This window comes from Pseudomonas sp. AL10 (assembly GCF_029960685.1).
GTDB classification, from domain to species: Bacteria; Pseudomonadota; Gammaproteobacteria; order Pseudomonadales; family Pseudomonadaceae; genus Aquipseudomonas; species Aquipseudomonas lactis.
Window position 1 is genome coordinate 103,430 of record NZ_JASBQZ010000006.1, and the last position, 16,275, is coordinate 119,704.

A 16,275-nucleotide genomic window follows, 5' to 3' on the forward strand; every position below is an offset into this window, starting at 1 on the left:
CAAAAAGACCTACATCTTTTTGAACAGTCGCCCACTGGCTTTAAGTGCTTCTCCCGTACTCAATACAGGTCGCCAGCCCAGCAAGTCAGTTGCCTTGGAGGAATCGATAACGAGTGAGCCATAGAGCTGTGAATACACCGATTTTCTTCCAACCGCTGTCAACACCAAGGCAATTAACCAAGATGGAAAGTAGAAAAGAATAATCTTCTGGTTCATGCCTTCAGCCAATTTTCTTAAAATAAACTCTATCGAAACATCCTCTCGATCGGATATGAGAAAGAGTTCGTTAGCTGCCGCAGGATGACTTAGGCAAACATATATAAAATCTATTAAATTCTCTAGCGCAATTAAACTGCGTTTATTTTTCACGCCCCAAAAAGGCAATGGAGCTTTCGCGGAAATCAACTTTAGCAAACGGTTGAAGTTACCCGGTGCGGACGCCGAGTACACTAGCGGAGGACGGATGATGACCAACTCCATGTCATAATCAGCCAAGAGTTTCTTTAGTGCGTTCTCCCCCTCCAATTTGGAAAATGCATAATCTGCGTGAGGAGCAGACGGTGACGACTCATTGAACGGCAGATCTCCTGTTTCTGCACCATTCACGCCAATTGAACTAATAAAAACAAAACGTCTAATGCCAGCCTCGGCGGCTTGTTGAGCCAGCGCTAGGGTTCCCTCAACATTAGTTTTTCTGAACTCAGCAACCGGATTCCCACTACCATCGTTGAGAACATGAGCACGGGCCGCAGCATGAACAATAACGTCAACGCCTTCCAGAGCCTCTCCCCAACGCGTGTGCCTATTAATATCTCCGATAGCTATGACTTTTGCTTGATCAGTCTCCACCTGCCCTGCATTTCGTACAGCCAATACGAGCTCAAGTGAGGGATCAAGTAAGAGTCTTTGAGCAAGGGCACTCCCTACAAATCCTGAAGCCCCAGTTATCAAAATTTTATTCATTAAACAACACTCAAGTCGTTAATAGCCGTCAGGGTTGCGCGATTGCCATCTCCAGACATCTCTGCACATATCATCCACTCCTAACACCGCACTCCATCCTAATAACCGCTGGGCCTCGGTCGGATCTGTGTAGCACACCGCAATGTCACCGGGGCGCCGAGCTGTTATTTCGTAAGGTATCGTCTTACCGGATGCAGACTCAAACGCATGTATGAGCTGCAAAACCGAGTATCCCACACCTGTGCCAAGATTGACCGTCAAGACTTTCGGTTCATCAAGAGCCTGAAGCGCCTTCACATGACCTTTGGCAAGATCGACAACATGGATGTAATCTCTGACTCCCGTTCCATCAAGCGTTGGATAGTCGCCGCCAAAGATAGAAAGCATATCTCGTCTGCCAACAGCAACTTGTGCAAGATAAGGCATCAAGTTATTGGGCGTTCCAGCTGGATTTTCACCTATTAAGCCACTGGAATGAGCACCCACTGGATTAAAATAGCGTAATAACGCTATTTTCCAGCTATCTGCTACAAATAAGTCTCGCAATATTTCCTCTACCATAATCTTCGTACGGCCATAAGGATTAGTTGCTTTTAGTGGAAACGTTTCATCAATAGGTACAGTGGCAGGATCTCCATACACAGTCGCGGATGAGCTGAATACCATGGATCTACATCCAAACTCTTGCATGACATCACATAATGCGAGAGTGCCTACCACGTTATTTTCATAATAACTAAGAGGGTCTACTACAGAATCACCTACGGCCTTCAGTCCAGCTAAATGTATCACTGAATCAATATGGGGGTGCGCTTCGAAAACCTTACGTAAATCAGCACGATCAACTACATCGCCTGTATACACCGGGATGCTTACGCCGGTTATTTCAGTAACTCTTTCAATCGCACTGATAGAGCTATTACAAAAATTATCAAATACCACCGGAGAATAACCTGCGGCGATGAGCTCTACCAACGTATGAGTGCCTATATAACCTGCACCACCAGTCACTAAAATCACAAAACCTCCAAGTTATCGAGCAAGCTTATAAAGTGCTTTTTTGACACTGTCCGGCGGCAATCTCACTGCACAACGAATGATATAGTTCATGACATAATCAGAGTTTGTCAAAAAACCGATTTTCCGCTGAAACGCCAAAAGTTTCAACTCACCCTTCAGAAAATTGATTCCTCGACGTGTAATAAAATCTTCCCCTGTGCGCATGAGTAGTAACACCTCTTGAATGTTTGCAAACTCATATCCCCGGACGATCATGACAGACCACAACCCATAGTCCTCAGGGAAAACCGATGGATAGCCGCCCACCGCTAGAACTGCAGATTTTCTAAACATAACTGCGGGATGGCTGACTGGGCTGCGCCGTTTTGCAAAACTGACAATATCAGAATGGTGCTCAGGCAGCCGGCGTATGCTCCGGACAAGAGTCATATCCTGGTTACGCTCCTCAATCCACGCGCTTGAAACTGCGACTTGAGGAAATCTTTGCATATAATCAATTTGCCGTAGAAAACGCGCAGGCAGACTAACATCGTCAGTATCCATTCTAGCGACGAGTTCATAACGACAGTGCTTAAGACCTTCATTTAATGCAGCAGAAAGGCCGACGTTGGCATCAAGCTTTACGGAAATAATATTCAGCTTTTCCCTGAATACATCAATTTCATCCGATAATTCTTTTGATATCGGCCCATCCTCAACCACCACGATTTCGGTCGGAGGGCAAATCTGATCGACCATGCTAGCAAGGCACTCACGGAGATATTGAGATTTTTCTCGAGCATAGACCGACATCAAAACCGAAAACTTTACATCTTGCATATATACTCCACGCGCTGAGTAATCAGCAAAGCAATAATTATTAAAAGGGCCCCATTTTGCCGCGACAGGCATCCTTGAGCCCTCTTAGTACATAAGCAAGCCTCAGTTTTTTCTGATCGAAAAACGCAACATAAACAAATAGCTTCACAATGAATACTAATGAATATTTAAGCTTCCACTTAGCCGGTACATATGCCTGCCGAAGTAAAAAAATAAAGTTTCTGTATTGATAATAATGCCGAATTGGACTTGGTTTACCGACCCACCAGAAAAGTAACTTTACGTGCCCCTCTCCTAGCATATGACCTATTTCAAGTTTCGAGTCAACAAAGCTCTTATATCCTTTTTCCGCCGCACGCCAACACCACTCCCAGTCTACGAAATCAATGAATAACTCTTCTCTTTTGACTCCCACAACACTGAATACGTCAGTTGATATTAAAAATCCAGAACTCAGCGTATATTCAACCTGCTTCAGACCTTCTCCTCGAGAAAGCCCATCATATACATGGTCTGTTGAAGCATTAACCGCGAGCGGACCGACGCCAGCAACCTGCGCACCTTTAGTTACCAGTTCATTGAACGATGTGACAATTGAGGAAACGTACTCAGCCGGCAGTGATGAATCCTGATCCATTTCCAAGACGAACTTAAAGCCCGCAGCGGTGGCTTTAATAATCCCGACATTTTGGGCTCGAGCAATACCGACATTCTCGGTCTGTTGAAGAAGCTCGATTCGAGTATCTTCCATGGCTAGTTCGACTAGAGCTCGTCGTGCGAACTCACTTGTCGAATTATCCACAATAAAAACCTTACAAACTTGCGAAATATAACTACTCAAGTTTACGTAAAACTCAGCAAGATCAGGATTGTAGGTAATTACTACAATAGCGACTCCATTTGTTACCGCGTTATCCTTAAACACTGACCATACCTCGTTGCGAGAAGGCTCTCAGAATCATACCAAAAACTTTTATCACAAAAAACAATATAAAAATATCTAAAATATAAGATAGACCAATAGCGGGCTCCAGCAACATTGGCAACGCTCTCAACCAAAGGGTCGCTGCTAGGGCGTAATAAAAGTCGCTACCCGCCACACGTGACATAGTAGAAATGGAGCTAAGAACAAAGCTCAGCATCATTACAAACAGCAATCCACCTGCATACCCTAAATACTTGTATGCGAACAGATCATAGTGGCTGGTTGGGCCTCCCGCCACATCAAATGTTGGATACCAGTATAAAAGAGACTGGCGCCCGACTGTATAATCGTTTACGGGGTGCCCTACTGCGTTGCTGAGAGTTGTCACTCCGACGAGAGGAGAGAGCATTTGTAAAAAGAAACTATCGGTTTCGAGACGTTCAATTACATTCCCCGGCAAAGCAAAATAATATTTGTCTGCGTTTGCAAATACCCTTAAGACCAAACGCTCAACAAGCACCGATGAATTTGGCATATAAACACCGCGCTCGGAAACATCAACACCACTATTTTCCAAATTCCGGGTCAATATATATCCCGCAAATAGCAGAACCGTAACCCCCAGCAAGAACAATTTTGTAAAACCAACTCTAACGCTAAACTTTGCGAAGAACAAAACTAAGATGACCGCATAAATCGATTCAAGGATTGCAAACTTAGCGCCATTCAAAAAAGAACTGATGAGGATATCAAGGAACAGTCCACCTATCATAAGCACTGTAACGAAGTTCACATTTTTGCTACGAAAACGTCGACCAATCCACAAGGTTAGATAGGAAATTATAAACAATCTGAACCCATCTGCAACACGTACAAATGCACCAAATCCTCTATTTTGCTCAAATCTGTTGGTCTCTGCAGAAGAGCCAAACCCTACATTTATTATCAAAAACAACGCCAATAGGGAATATAGAATAACAACCACAATGAATTCTGATCGACCTTTGCCCTCTGGTACCAAAAACAGCCTCACCATCTTGGGAAACCATAGAGCCCGACCGTGACAAATGGAGTAAACGATCATAAACATAGAACAATAAGAAAAAAGTATTAGCAGTAAGTATGTTTCTACTTTGCCACTAACATACATGAATAGAACGACGCCGTAAGCGCTCCCCATTGTGAACGTCCAATAAAAATGGACAGGATCCAGGTATCCGGCGACCGCTTTGCCCCGTATGCAAAAATAAAATAGGGCCATAACAAAAACCATACAACTCAACAACAGACCCAAGTTCCCAAATGCCAAATCAAAAAAATCTGTATCGCTCATAATTTATCTCTTAACATATGAACGTAAGCGACGTAGGGTATGCACGAAACCCCTCCTAAAAACTGCTTTAAACCAACATATTTAATGATTTTAACAACCACACGAAAATCGCGTGTTTTTAGCGCAACCAGAATATAGAAAGCCAACGCCCGGGCCTGAGCTTGTGCACGTAATTCTTCGGGAGCAATAGCATCTAAAGTTTGAACGACCATGCCATATTGCTTAAACGTATCCTTGTAAGAATTGACATCATGTTGACGATAGCGAACGACATTAATACCCGACAAAAAAGTAAAGTCTTTACCGAACTTGTCATACTGCGTGAATAATTTTACAAAAACCGGATAATCGTCCCATTTCAAGCCGACATCCCAGCCTCCTATCTCTCTGAGGGATGACGTCTTGAACAAGGTCGACTGAAGAAGTATAGGTGCGGGATAATCCAAATATAATGCACTTCTGCGTTGTAATGGAGATAGTTGAAAAAATGTATCATGTTTCTTTTTATAAACAGGGCCTTCGTCCTCCCGGTCGCCATAAAAATAAACTGCATCACCAATGATAAATTTCAATTCAGGTGAGCGCTGCATTTCCTTCAGCATTATATCCATGCCCTCAGGAATAACGACGTCATCTGAAGCTATGAAATAGACCAGTTCAGTCTCAACCATCGAAAGCGCTAGATTTAACGAATTAACAAGGCCTGAGTTTTTTTTGCTGACCACGCTTACACGTGTAGCTTCCGTGCTGGTTTCAAGGTAAGCCTGAATGACGCCCATGGTATTATCAGGAGAGCCATCATCGATTATCAAAACACGCGTGGCTGCTGGCTCTACAGCTAGCGCCGCGTCGAGGCATGAAACAATAAATTCAGCATGATTATATGAAGGAATAACTATTGTGAGCATTATTTTATCTACCTAGCGATGCCAAGTTACATTATTCTTAAGGATTACTGCAGGCGCACCAGCAATAAAGCTCCTTGGCGCGTACACCTTGTTAACATATGACTTACTGCCAATAATGCATCCATCGCCCACGGCCCCTCCGGGTGTACATGTCACGCCCTCGCTTATCCAAACATGATTACCGATGCTGACAGGCGCGATTTTTATCTCTCCATTTATACTATGCTGAGTACTATCCGTTATATAGCATCCCCAAGATACAATGGTACCCACCCCAATGCTAATATCTGACGAGCACAAAATTATACTCTTGCAGGTAAGCCCTGATATTTGGGAGGGACTTCTGCCTCCCAACGTAAGGGTCGCACCTTTTAGAAGATTGATTTTACACCCATCCCCCAAATGAAATTCATTAATAATATTGAATGATGATGAAGCCTCCAAATTAATACATAGGGGTTCATTTCCACCTAGCCAATTTTCGAATACAAATATATTCTTCGCCTCGGATAGAACTTTTGCAGTCCTTGCCCTGGCAATTTTAACCTTGAAAATTTCAGCGGAAAAATAAAGTCTTGGCAAAAGACTGAAACCGCACAGACGATTCGTCAGATACAAAGAGTATAAAAAGTTAATAGGAAACTTAACTACCGCGATCACAGGATGAAAGTAAAATGTCTGCAGGCATATATAGACCCACAAACTTGCTCGACTGGTAAGAGCTCGTCTCAATAAAAAAGCTCGCAGTTTTCTCAGCATGCTCACAAAACCTTCAGTTTACTAAATTTATACATTACGAAAATCAAGCATACAACATAGTTCACGATGTGCGCATAAGCGCCCCCAACCAACCCATACTCCGAGACCAACAACATGGACAAGAGCACAAATGTTATTGAGAAAAAAATCTCAATAAAAATAAAGATCTTGAACTCCGCCCGACTAATAAAGACATAAGCCACAAGCCAACTGGCGATCTTTAACACATCTCCGAATAGCTGCCAGCCCATAATCTCTTCGATCGGAAGAAATTGTTTGGAGAAAAGCATTTCGACTATAAAGACTCGTAACGCATATATTGAAACTGCACCAACTATCGTGACGGGGACGATAATCTTTGCACCATTGACGATCTCTGAACGAAGACCAGCATGCGTTTTAAGTTCAGCTAATTTCGGAAGATAGTAAACTGACAAAACTGTCGTCACCAGCATTAAATACGCAGAACTCAGTCGCCATAGAGCTTCCCAGTATCCAGCACTCTCTACTCCTAAATTTTGAACTACATATTGCCGTACCAAAATCTGACTAACCGGTACACAGGCCGCAGATACGATAGCCATCAGCGCAAATTTAGACAGGTTTTTTGCCGCGCCTTTATCAATTTTTCCGTAAAAATTTGAAATTTTGAACCATTTCAAATTCCAGCATATTATCAATGTAATGAAAAATGCAACCGACTGGAAAGTAGCCAAAGCAATAAGAGCACCGTAGGCTCCCCAGAGCATGACGAAATAAAACACGAAGCCGATAGAAAGTAAGCTACCGACGATGTTAGCCATCACATAGCGAGGTACTTCTTTTTTTCCGACCAGGATAGCGAGTAGAAGAGCATTTAGTACAAAAAACGACAACGCTACGGAAAAACATAAGAACACTGACGCATAAGCTGCGTCGCCCAAAAAAAGCTTTGCGAGCGGAACGCTAAATACTGCAACCAATAGTGAAAACAGGACAGATATGCCTATCGCAAGCGTGCCTGCAGTTTTCCAGATCGTAATCTGCTTAAGCTCATCCTCAACATATTCCGCTGTATATTTGGTCACCCCGGTATTCAACGCTCCGCTCGCAAACGTCGTAATAATAGTCATCGCGTTCTGGAACTGCCCCAACGCAGCGTAACCTGCTGGACCGACATACACGGCAAGGATTTTATTTATTCCTAAAAGGGTCAATATCTTGACCAGAACGGCGATGCTATTAAAAAGACTTGTCTTTATGAGCGTCATACTTACGACTCGTTTGTTGAGAACGAGTTGCAAGCCTTCACTACAGCATGAGCTTCATCATCTGTCATAGTTGGCCCGATGGGAATACTGATAACTTCCTGATGAATGACTTCGGAGATAGGAAAGCTAAGCTCATTCCACTCTTGATAGGCCTTTTGCTTGTGAGGCGGAATTGGATAATGGATCAGCGTTTGAATATTATTGCTCTGCAGATGCTTTTGGAGCGCCACACGCTGAGAAGTTCGAATAACAAATAGATGCCATACTTGGCGAGCCATATTTGTGTCGTAATTACTCGGGTCCAATGGAAGTTGGATGAGAGGGTTAGAGATACCTTCAAGATAAATTTTGGCTATATGCCTTCTTGCCGAAGTATCTTCATCGAGGTGAGCAAGCTTTACACGTAAGAACGCAGCTTGAATCTCATCCAAACGGCTATTGACCCCTTGAATATCATTTTTATATTTCTCGTGAGAACCATAGTTTCTCAATGCTCTGAGGGTCGTAGCAAGCTCATCATCATCGGTCGTAATTGCACCCGCATCGCCCAAGGCTCCCAGGTTTTTACCTGGATAAAAACTAAAGCCTGAAGCATGCCCCCAACTGCCAGCTTTCCTTCCGTCAATTGCGGCACCATGCGCCTGTGCGGAGTCTTCGAGAACTAGCAAGGAATGAGAACGCGCAAACTTCATGATCTCTGGCATGTCAGCCAGCTGACCATAGAGGTGAACAGGGAGGATTACCTTTGTTTTTTCCGTCAGTGCACTGGCGATATTCAGAATATCAATATTCATCGTATCGTTGTCAGGCTCAACCAAGACGGGTATCAGACCGTTCTCAGTAATTGCCAATATACTTGCAATGTATGTATTTGCAGGAACAATTACTTCATCACCGTCGTTGAGCTTACCCAGGACCTTCCACGCTCTTAATGTCAAAATCAGCGCGTCAAGCCCATTCGCCACACCGATGCAATGACGCGAACCACAATAAGCAGCGAATTCAGCTTCGAAGTTACTCAGCTCTTCTCCGCCGATGTACCAACCAGAATCGATGACTCTCGCTGCAGCTGATTTTAGCTCAGAATTATATTTATTATTAATAGACTTCAAATTCAGAAAATCGATCATGACTCACCCATCAAATACTTAGATTTCGCATTAAAAAAATTATTATATGATTCAGGATTCATACTAAAAAAGAAGTCGAGCTCAGACTCCCGTAGGCGTTGAGCGCCCATTTTTTCGTGAAAAGCTATAACTTTGATATTTTCTTTCCTGACATCGAAGTGACAGGACTTGAACCCAAGCTCTTTGAATGCGAATTCGTATACCAGCATTGCACTTTCAATTGCAGCATAGCGGGTTTTGTTTTCATCAAGAATCCAACTGCCCCAGCAAAATGATTCTTTATTGCCTATAAAGTCATAAAGCCTGACCGTGCCGATAGCCTGACCTGTATCACTACGTTCTATAATAAAGTAATATTCTTGCGCAGCCTTTTCTCTTGATTTGTAGCTAAGAAGCCACGCTCGCTGCGCTTCAACGTCACCCGTTACAGCGGATAGATGTTCATTTAACGCCGAGTTCACTCTTAGCGAATGAATATATGCGGCATCATCACTCTCAGCCAATCGTAAACGTACGGTTTTCCCTTGAATATCATGCATAACGCTTCACCGCCAACTTAAAGTCATTATAATTTCTAATGTAGTCAGACTCTTTATAGTGATCGCTTGCGAAAACCAGAAGCACGCAATCTTCACTAAAGTCGTGCATTTCCCGCCAAATCAGGTTCTTTACATGAAGCGCTTTTTGCGGAGCGTCAAGCCACGTGTTTTGTACCGTTACTCCATCGTCCGTCAAAATACGACAACTTCCGGACACACAAACAATATACTGCTGGAGTCGATAGTGCGCATGATACCCTCGACTCACATCTTTGCGTGTATCAAAAATATAATAAGCGCGACGAATATCAAAAGGAATATTCAGTCCTTGTTCAAGAGCAATCAAGCTGCCCCTATCGTCGCCCAGAACTTTAAGACTGTGCGCAACAACACTGCCTTTAAGAGACTCTTTCGATGAGCCCACGTCGGTAAAAAGCGGAGCAGCTTGATCTCTTTCACTGATGATTAGGTTTTCACAGACTGGCCAATCAATAGCCAACTCGGGATCGTTCCATCGAATACTCCGCTCACTGTGTTCCCTATAGACATCAGTCGTCTTGCAAAACAATTGCGTATTATCTTCCAGTGCCAGAAAGCCATGGGCAAACCCCTCAGGAATCCAGAGCATCTTTTGATTGGCTTCGCTAAGCTCTATACCGAGCCACTGAGCATACGTGGACGAGCCTTTACGCAGATCAACAACTACGTTATATATTGCACCGCTGAGTACCCGTACTAACTTACCTTGAGCGTGTGGATCCATTTGGTAATGCAAGCCACGCAGTACATTTTTCTTGGAGCAAGAGTGATTGTCCTGGATAAAAGATCTAGGGACAGCGCAACCCAACAACTCGAGCTTTTTATGAAAAAGAGGCTCATTGAACACCTCAGAAAACCAGCCTCGATCATCTTCTAAGACGCTTGGCTGAATAATAACTACATCCGAAATCTCACTTTGAGTTAACCTCATGTACCTGAAGCCTCATCCAATAGCCTTTTCAAATAATCATCCTTACCTGCTTTACTTAACGTGGTTATATGCTCACTTAGTTTTTTGGGGACGGCTATCCGGCCTTTATGGTAAGCAATATCCTTCAGGCGAACGATGTTCAAACGGTGTATCAGTACAACGGAGCACACAAATTTATTAGCTTTTGATGATGAATCATGGAAGCTGGAGTCAAGCCGTTCTGCCCCACGCCCCTTCACTTTTAAACTCGGGCATTCTTCACCCCGATCAGTTGAAAGCAACGAAACTTCATAGCTGCCAGCGTGCTTGCACGCAGACGGGGGACACCCCCTCGCCCATTTGTCATGAAGCGACTTCGCTGGGTCGCAAAAACCCAGAAGAGGATAAAGCACGCCCCCACCCTCAGCAGGAGGGGAGGCTTCGAGTTTGGTGTCCGTCATATCTCTACCTTCCCTTAGGTGTCTGGACTAATCCCCATGCGGCGTCAGCAGAGCACTTAAACAAATGCGCGAGGTTACGTATTATGCCGCAAATTTGCTCTAAGTCTGAAATGTCGTCAATCGCCTGCGTCTTATGCCCTGGCTACGCCGGGGACTCTCTCAGCACTGATTCGACAGAGCCGAAAATCCACACAACGAAACTCTGTAACATTACAATCAGGGCGATTGACTTTTTAAAAATCGCTCGGTCGCTATGCAGGCCTCATGACGATGATGCCCCATCCTGCACGAACCACCACTCACCTAACCCTCGAGCTGAGTGACGCGTGAAATAGTACTATAGAGGGCGCTGCCTGAGCGCGATCGTAGTTAATTAATCTCAGAGCAGGCAACATCTGAGCTCAGCCTCTTAAAGAAGCCACTACAGATCCAGGCCGAAGGAAGCGCAGATCTGCATAAACGGCCATCAAGAAATACGGGGAGGTTCGCCATCCAGTGACGTCGCCCCAGCGCCGCTCGATGAAATCGGAAGAGTACGATAGAATGATTGACGATTTCTAATGAACGCCCAAATGAACGCCAAAGCACATCCGACGATAAAGCCCAAAATGATCCCGATCACTACGACCAACAACCGCTTGGGCTTGAAAGGAGTTAAAGGTTCTTGAGCTGGCCTATCTATCGTGACCAATTTAACCCCAGCCATATCAATACTCAAATTACGAAGCCTCGCCTCTTCGGCACGTAGAGGCTGGACACCGGCCAAAAACAGGTCTTCCTTTTCACGGCTTTTCAACACTTCAATCTCACGATTGGCTTCGAGCAATTGAAGCTCTTTTGCAATTTGCGCTATTCGACCTTCGGTAAAGTCGTCGGACTTGCGCTTCATCAAGGCATTACGCTCTGCTTCAAGCGCTTCAACCCCCATGAAATACAGCGGAATTTGTTGATTATTGATCTCGGTGCGCATGACACTATTACTTGGTGATCGTTCCGAATCGCCCAACAGTGACGGCGTGCTGGGCTTTCTGATACCAAGCGACTTGGCGATACCAATTGCCTCGTCCAACTGAGCCACTCTATCGGTGCGCAATGTCTTTAGCTGAGCTCTCAACGCCTTTCGCTCATCTTGCAATTGAGCCCGGCGCAGGTTATCGAGCTCGCTAAGCGATGCTATCTTGGCCTCTTTATCAACTTCATAGTTTGCACGCGCCGCATCTAGCTTGCCTGCAATCTCAGTCAGACGGTTTTTTATTATAACGCGCATATCGGAGGCTATTTGTTCTCGCTCCGTATCAATCGCATAGTTAACAAGGCCATTCAGAATAGAGACACCGTCTACTCCCTTCGGATAAGTCATTTCCAGCTTGATATAGGCACTGAGAGAGTCAGCTTTTCTGGGATCAGGCAATATCAAGCTGATTGAGTTGCGATTAAACTCTTCAAAACTCTGCTCCAACGTCCTTCCCGGCGCTTCAAACTCCTTGAAGAAACCTGGGTTTGCACGAAAGAAACCTAGCCGGGTTTCATAAGACTCTAGAGATGCCCCCACCTTGGTTAAGGCTTCGCCTGGCGGAAGCTTATACACCTCAGAACGATTAAGGGCGTCTAGTTCATTGATGGCCGCAGGGCGTAAAACACTGCTGACCTCATAAGTGGGAGTAATCAGAAACGCGCAGGCAACGGCGATCAACCCTGCCGAAACTGTAATAGCCGCAACCAGTTTTTTACGCTGCAAGGTAATTTTGACAAGCTGAATGAAATCAATTTCTTCAGCGTGAGAAAAAGGAGAGACACGGAGGCTACTACTCACAACAAAAACCTGCCTTCAAAGAGAAACTGCGGGCTCGTTATGCAGACAAAATTGCGTATTTTTTATTCTAATTGGATGACCGCCAAAACCCGGCGTCTCTGCCAAATTTTGAGCGCACAAAATGCCTGTTATCGAGAACAGATTCCATTCTGCCATCTCTTTGGCATATTACAAGTCTTGACATGTATGCCAGACGATTCTGAATTTCCCATGAGAACTGTCGCAACCAACGGGGCTAGGTAGCTAGGCAGATTGAAGCGCTGGACATGATAAGATTTCTGACAAACGGTTGCCAACGCGACTGCTTCCCTAGGACTTAACCCTAAACCACCGCCTTACCCCGACGCCTACGCACAACCACACCCAACACAGGCCCAATCATCATCCCCACAATCAAAGCCACCACCACAAACACCGCCACCGGCATCTGCGCAGTACTCCACCCCAGGAACGACAGCGCCACGCCCTGCTGGTTCTCCAGCACAAACGCCAAAACCACCAACGCTGCAAGCACCGCAATCAACACCGCAACAACGCGCTTAACCCCACGCATACCCTTCTCCCTCCCCAAAAACACTCAGACGCCTTCTTCCTCTTCTTCGTTCACCCGATCGCGCAATTCCTTGCCCGGTTTGAAGTGGGGAACGAATTTGCCGTCGAGGCTGACGGATTGGCCGGTTTTTGGGTTGCGGCCTACGCGGGGTGCGCGGTAGTGCAGGGAGAAGCTGCCGAAGCCGCGGATTTCGATGCGATCTCCGGTGGCGAGGCATTGGGACATTTGCTCAAGCATGGTCTTGATAGCCAGCTCCACATCCTTGGATGAGAGCAGCCCTTGATGGGTGACAATTCGTTCGATCAACTCCGACTTCGTCATATTTTTCCCTTCTTTTTCAAGCAGCTAGGAAAAGCGCTCCGAAGGTTTTAGCATGAGTTGATGAATTTGAACAGCCCATGTGTCAACTTATCTGAGGCCGAATAAACACGCTTAGCGAGCAGCCAACCCCTTATTTACAGATCACCAACATGGTCCGCGTCACCGCGCCAGCAGGGTTCCAGCCGAACAGGTAGTCACCCTCTTCGTCCTCGGCGTCGCTGGAACGGGTAATGACCTTGTAGCCCTGCATCTTGCACTCACGGGCGGCGCGCTTTTCGCACTTTTCCCACTTGTTGCCCAGGCCAGAGCAGTCGATCTCGATGCCGCTGACGCCGCGCTTGGCGTGGGTCTTGGCGCTGGTGGAGGAGCAGCCTGCAAGTACCAGCAAGGCGAGTATTACGATAATTCTGTTCATTCAAACCCTTATTGAGTCAGCAACGCGAAATAGCCGTTTTTATGACTATAGTCAGTTCTGACATTGGGCTGAATGCCTTGGTTCGGTGCAGTTGCTTCATCAAATTTCAGGCAAAAAAAAGGCCTCGCATCGCAAGGCCCTTGATCGTGATCGTTCCGATGCTCTGCGTGGGAATGCAGCCAGTGACGCTCTGCGCCACTGGCGCTAACGGACGAGACGCAGAGCGTCTCAAGAGGCGTTCCCACGCGGAGCGTGGGAACGATCATGAATCCTGAATGAACGTGTCGTCTGTGAGTTTTTCGCGAGCGAGCTCGCTCCTACCGTTGAGGCGGCAGGCAACAAAAAAGGGCGACCGAAGTCGCCCTTTTTCTACAGCTTTACAGAACTTAGTTCTGCTTAGCCATTGCCTGGCGCAGCAGTGCCGCCATGGTGGTGTCAGCAGCAGCTTCCGGAGCAGCTTCTTTCAAGCTCTGGATAGCTTCTTTCTCTTCCACTTCGTCTTTCGACTTGATGGAGAGCTGAATCACGCGGCTCTTGCGGTCAACGCTGATGATCTTGGCTTCTACTTCCTGGCCTTCTTTCAGAACGTTGCGCGCGTCTTCAACGCGGTCACGGCTGATTTCGGAGGCTTTCAGAGTCGCTTCGATATCGTCGGCCAGAACGATGATGGCGCCTTTGGCGTCAACTTCTTTCACAGTGCCTTTAACGATGGCGCCTTTGTCGTTCTCTTGAACGTACTCGGAGAACGGATCGCTTTCCAGTTGCTTGATGCCCAGGGAGATGCGCTCGCGCTCTGGGTCAACCGACAGGATAACGGTGTCCAGCTCGTCGCCCTTCTTGAAACGACGAACAGCTTCTTCGCCAACTTCGTTCCAGGAGATGTCGGACAGGTGAACCAGGCCGTCGATGCCGCCGTCCAGACCAATGAAGATACCGAAATCGGTGATCGACTTGATGGTGCCGGAGATTTTATCGCCCTTGTTGAACTGGCCAGAGAAATCTTCCCATGGGTTAGATTTGCACTGCTTGATGCCCAGGGAGATACGACGACGCTCTTCGTCGATGTCCAGAACCATAACTTCCACTTCGTCGCCGACTTGTACGACTTTCGAAGGGTGGATGTTCTTGTTGGTCCAGTCCATTTCGGAAACGTGTACCAGGCCTTCCACGCCTTCTTCCAGCTCTGCGAAGCAGCCGTAGTCAGTCAGGTTGGTAACACGCGCGGTTACGCGGGTGCTTTCTGGGTAACGAGCTTTGATAGCAACCCATGGATCTTCGCCCAGCTGCTTCAAGCCCAGGGAAACGCGGTTACGCTCACGATCGTACTTCAGAACCTTGACATCGATCTCGTCGCCAACGTTGACGATTTCGGAAGGATGCTTGATACGCTTCCAAGCCATGTCGGTAATGTGCAGCAGGCCATCGACGCCACCCAGATCGACGAATGCGCCGTAATCGGTGAGGTTCTTGACGATACCTTTGACTTGTTGGCCTTCCTGCAGGGATTCCAGCAGAGCTTCACGCTCGGCGGAGTTCTCTGCTTCCAGCACGCTGCGACGGGAAACGACAACGTTGTTGCGCTTCTGGTCGAGCTTGATGACTTTGAATTCCAGTTCTTTGCCTTCCAGGTGCGTGGTGTCGCGCACTGGACGAACGTCGACCAAAGAACCTGGCAGGAACGCACGGATGCCGTTAACGTCGACAGTGAAGCCGCCTTTAACCTTACCGTTGATAACGCCCTTGACCACTTCTTCAGCTGCGAAGGCTGCTTCGAGAACAATCCAGCATTCAGCGCGCTTGGCTTTTTCACGGGACAGCTTGGTTTCACCGAAACCGTCTTCAACCGAGTCCAGAGCAACGTGAACTTCGTCACCGACATTGATAGTCAGGTCACCAGCATCGTTGTAGAACTGTTCCAGCGGGATCAGAGCTTCAGACTTCAGACCAGCGTGAACGGTTACCCAGCGAGCTTGGTAATCGATATCAACGATAACACCGGTGATGATGGAGCCTGCCTGAAGGTTCAGGGTTTTTAGGCTTTCTTCAAAGAGTTCCGCAAAGCTTTCGCTCATTTTAATTCCTGTTGATAAGGGCGAAGAATACGCCCATCTCCACAC

16 protein-coding genes are annotated in these 16,275 nt (G+C 46.3%); all 16 read right to left on the reverse strand.

All coding sequences use genetic code 11. The annotated features are described in order from the left end of the window. Positions 1-9: 9 nt before the first annotated feature. On the reverse strand, positions 10-963 hold the full coding sequence (locus QK296_RS09135) for an NAD-dependent epimerase/dehydratase family protein (RefSeq protein WP_120247698.1): 954 nt from the start codon (positions 961-963) through the stop codon (positions 10-12). A gap of 18 nt (positions 964-981) precedes the next feature. Beyond that, positions 982-1,983, reverse strand: coding sequence for a UDP-glucose 4-epimerase GalE (gene galE, locus QK296_RS09140; protein WP_120247697.1), 1,002 nt, complete (start codon positions 1,981-1,983; stop codon positions 982-984). A gap of 12 nt (positions 1,984-1,995) precedes the next feature. After that, positions 1,996-2,802, reverse strand: a complete 807-nt coding sequence (locus QK296_RS09145; RefSeq protein WP_044272976.1) for a glycosyltransferase — start codon at positions 2,800-2,802, stop codon at positions 1,996-1,998. 40 nt (positions 2,803-2,842) lie between these two features. Then, positions 2,843-3,727 (reverse strand): glycosyltransferase family 2 protein, encoded by an 885-nt coding sequence (locus QK296_RS09150; protein WP_169855525.1) that lies wholly within the window; start codon positions 3,725-3,727, stop codon positions 2,843-2,845. After that, on the reverse strand, positions 3,720-5,060 hold the full coding sequence (locus tag QK296_RS09155; RefSeq protein ID WP_169855524.1) for a hypothetical protein: 1,341 nt from the start codon (positions 5,058-5,060) through the stop codon (positions 3,720-3,722). The genes QK296_RS09150 and QK296_RS09155 overlap by 8 nt, the downstream gene beginning before the upstream one ends. Continuing rightward, entirely contained in the window at positions 5,057-5,968 is a 912-nt protein-coding gene (locus tag QK296_RS09160; RefSeq protein ID WP_120247695.1) for a glycosyltransferase family 2 protein, read from the reverse strand. Before QK296_RS09160 ends, QK296_RS09155 begins: the two co-directional genes overlap by 4 nt. Positions 5,969-6,729: 761 nt before the next feature. After that, complete coding sequence (locus tag QK296_RS09165) at positions 6,730-7,977, reverse strand: O-antigen translocase (RefSeq protein WP_120247694.1); 1,248 nt, start codon at positions 7,975-7,977, stop codon at positions 6,730-6,732. A 2-nt stretch (positions 7,978-7,979) separates the two neighbouring features. Next, on the reverse strand, positions 7,980-9,107 hold the full coding sequence (locus QK296_RS09170; protein WP_044272971.1) for a DegT/DnrJ/EryC1/StrS family aminotransferase: 1,128 nt from the start codon (positions 9,105-9,107) through the stop codon (positions 7,980-7,982). Then, entirely contained in the window at positions 9,104-9,646 is a 543-nt protein-coding gene (locus tag QK296_RS09175) for a GNAT family N-acetyltransferase (RefSeq protein ID WP_044272970.1), read from the reverse strand. The genes QK296_RS09170 and QK296_RS09175 overlap by 4 nt, the downstream gene beginning before the upstream one ends. Further along, the gene (gene rfbC / locus QK296_RS29045; RefSeq protein ID WP_120247693.1) at positions 9,639-10,616 is read right to left on the reverse strand and encodes a dTDP-4-dehydrorhamnose 3,5-epimerase; all 978 of its coding nucleotides are present in this window, start codon (positions 10,614-10,616) and stop codon (positions 9,639-9,641) included. Before rfbC ends, QK296_RS09175 begins: the two co-directional genes overlap by 8 nt. Then, positions 10,613-11,056, reverse strand: coding sequence for a hypothetical protein (locus QK296_RS09190; protein WP_147412229.1), 444 nt, complete (start codon positions 11,054-11,056; stop codon positions 10,613-10,615). The genes rfbC and QK296_RS09190 overlap by 4 nt, the downstream gene beginning before the upstream one ends. A 466-nt stretch (positions 11,057-11,522) precedes the next feature. Next, a complete protein-coding gene (locus QK296_RS09195) occupies positions 11,523-12,869 on the reverse strand; it encodes a Wzz/FepE/Etk N-terminal domain-containing protein (protein WP_120247692.1) in 1,347 nt (448 codons plus the stop codon). 322 nt (positions 12,870-13,191) lie between these two features. Next, the gene (locus tag QK296_RS09200) at positions 13,192-13,422 is read right to left on the reverse strand and encodes a lipopolysaccharide assembly protein LapA domain-containing protein (protein WP_120247691.1); all 231 of its coding nucleotides are present in this window, start codon (positions 13,420-13,422) and stop codon (positions 13,192-13,194) included. A 24-nt stretch (positions 13,423-13,446) separates the two neighbouring features. After that, positions 13,447-13,743, reverse strand: a complete 297-nt coding sequence (gene ihfB / locus QK296_RS09205; protein WP_003189779.1) for an integration host factor subunit beta — start codon at positions 13,741-13,743, stop codon at positions 13,447-13,449. A gap of 130 nt (positions 13,744-13,873) precedes the next feature. After that, positions 13,874-14,158, reverse strand: coding sequence for a hypothetical protein (locus tag QK296_RS09210; protein ID WP_003189775.1), 285 nt, complete (start codon positions 14,156-14,158; stop codon positions 13,874-13,876). Between the two features lie 386 nt (positions 14,159-14,544). Beyond that, the gene (gene rpsA / locus QK296_RS09215) at positions 14,545-16,230 is read right to left on the reverse strand and encodes a 30S ribosomal protein S1 (RefSeq protein WP_003189774.1); all 1,686 of its coding nucleotides are present in this window, start codon (positions 16,228-16,230) and stop codon (positions 14,545-14,547) included. Positions 16,231-16,275: the final 45 nt, after the last annotated feature.

Coding starts and splice junctions, on each gene's coding strand:
- QK296_RS09170 (WP_044272971.1), bottom strand. CDS start 9,107: ATGATCGATTTTCTGAATTTGAAGTCTATTAATAATAAATATAATTCT.
- ihfB (WP_003189779.1), bottom strand. CDS start 13,743: ATGACGAAGTCGGAGTTGATCGAACGAATTGTCACCCATCAAGGGCTG.
- QK296_RS09210 (WP_003189775.1), bottom strand. CDS start 14,158: ATGAACAGAATTATCGTAATACTCGCCTTGCTGGTACTTGCAGGCTGC.
- rpsA (WP_003189774.1), bottom strand. CDS start 16,230: ATGAGCGAAAGCTTTGCGGAACTCTTTGAAGAAAGCCTAAAAACCCTG.
- QK296_RS09165 (WP_120247694.1), bottom strand. CDS start 7,977: ATGACGCTCATAAAGACAAGTCTTTTTAATAGCATCGCCGTTCTGGTC.
- QK296_RS09155 (WP_169855524.1), bottom strand. CDS start 5,060: ATGAGCGATACAGATTTTTTTGATTTGGCATTTGGGAACTTGGGTCTG.
- QK296_RS09190 (WP_147412229.1), bottom strand. CDS start 11,056: ATGACGGACACCAAACTCGAAGCCTCCCCTCCTGCTGAGGGTGGGGGC.
- QK296_RS09175 (WP_044272970.1), bottom strand. CDS start 9,646: ATGCATGATATTCAAGGGAAAACCGTACGTTTACGATTGGCTGAGAGT.
- QK296_RS09160 (WP_120247695.1), bottom strand. CDS start 5,968: ATGCTCACAATAGTTATTCCTTCATATAATCATGCTGAATTTATTGTT.
- QK296_RS09200 (WP_120247691.1), bottom strand. CDS start 13,422: ATGCGTGGGGTTAAGCGCGTTGTTGCGGTGTTGATTGCGGTGCTTGCA.
- QK296_RS09135 (WP_120247698.1), bottom strand. CDS start 963: ATGAATAAAATTTTGATAACTGGGGCTTCAGGATTTGTAGGGAGTGCC.
- rfbC (WP_120247693.1), bottom strand. CDS start 10,616: ATGAGGTTAACTCAAAGTGAGATTTCGGATGTAGTTATTATTCAGCCA.
- QK296_RS09145 (WP_044272976.1), bottom strand. CDS start 2,802: ATGCAAGATGTAAAGTTTTCGGTTTTGATGTCGGTCTATGCTCGAGAA.